This window comes from Kitasatospora sp. NPDC056783, from assembly GCF_042789895.1.
Lineage (GTDB): Bacteria > Actinomycetota > Actinomycetes > Streptomycetales > Streptomycetaceae > Kitasatospora.
On record NZ_JBHUAF010000703.1, the window covers coordinates 1 to 1,475 of the forward strand.

Sequence of the window (1,475 nt, forward strand, 5' to 3'; positions counted from 1 at the left end):
GGTGCGCTGCGGCCCGTCCGCCATCCCGGCGAGCAGCCGGTGCAGGTGGGCCGCCAGCGCGACCACCGTCCGCCGCTCGAACAGGTCGGTGTTGTACTCCACGGTCAGCGTGCAGCCGCGGCCCTCCCACGGGGTGAACTCCAGCACCAGGTCGAAGCGGGCGGCCGGGCGGGGCAGCGGGTGGTCCTCGAAGCGCAGTCCGCCGGCGGGCGCCGGGGCGGCGGGGGTCTGCTGGACGACCGCGACCTGGACCAGCGGGGTCCGGCTGGGGTCGCGGGGCGGCGCCAGTTCCTCGACCACCCGGTCGAAGGGCACCGCGGCGTGGGCGAAGGCGTCCAGCAGGGTGGCCCGCATGCTCTCCACGAAGCCGTCCACGGTGGCGCGTTCGTCCACGTCGCCGCGCAGCACCACGGTGTTGACGAAGAAGCCGGTCACCTCCTCCAGGTCCCGCCGCTCGCGTCCGTTGGTGACGGTGCCGAGGGCGATGTCCCGGCGGCCGGAGTAGCGGGAGAGCAGCAGCGCGGACGCCCCGGCGAAGAGGGTGAACACGGTGGTGCCGCGGCCGGCGGCGAGGTGGCGCAGCCGGTCCACCAGTTCGGCCGGGAGGTGGTGGCGGTGCGCCGCGCCGTGGGTGGTGCGCTGGGCGGGCCGGGGGCGGTCGGTGGGCAGCCGCAGGGTCGGCAGGCCGGCCAGGGCGCTCTTCCAGTACGCGAGGTCCGCCGCGTGGTCGGTCCCGCCGTGCTGTTCCCACCGCGCGAAGTCGGGGTACTGGAGGGCGGGTTCGGGCAGCGCGTCCGGTTCGCCGGTGGCCTCCGCCCGGAGCAGCGCGGCCAGTTCGCGGGTGAGCACGCCCACCGACCAGCCGTCGGTGACGATGTGGTGCTGGGCCAGCAGCAGCAGGTGTTCGTCCGCGCCCAGCCGGATCAGCAGCGCCCGGGTGAGCGGCCCCCGGGCCAGGTCGTAGGGCCGTTCCAGCTCTTCGGCCAGCAGGCGTTCGGCGGCCGCCTCGCGTTCCCCGGGTGCCGAGGCGGCCAGGTCCTCGGTTCGCAGCGGCAGTTCGGCCCGCTCGGCGACGTGCTGGACGAGCTGCCCGTCGGCGGTGGCCACGGTGGTGCGCAGCGAGTCGTGGCGGGCGGCGAGCCGGTTCAGCGCCCGGCCGAGGGCCTCGTGGTCCACCGGGCCGCGCAGTCGCAGCGCCACGCCGGTGTTGTTCTCGCCGCCGCCGGGGTTGAGGTCCTCCAGGAACCAGAGCCGGCGCTGCGCGCTGGAGAGCGGCAGCGGCCCGCCGCGCGGGGCCGGCGGGATCGGCCGCGGCGGCGCGGTGGTGGACGGCCGGTCGAGCAGCGGGGCGAGGTCGGCGACGGTGCGGGCGGTGAAGACGTCCCGCAGGGTGAGCCGGACGCCCAGCCGCTCGGCGATCCGGGCCAGGGTGCGGGCGGCGAGGATGGAGTCGCCGCCCAGCTCGAAGAAGTCGT

1 protein-coding gene is annotated in these 1,475 nt (G+C 76.6%); it reads right to left on the reverse strand.

Annotated elements, in window-relative coordinates:
- A partial coding sequence (locus tag ACFRMQ_RS40730) for a condensation domain-containing protein (RefSeq protein ID WP_380735974.1) occupies window positions 1-1,475 on the reverse strand: 1,475 nt, incomplete at both ends.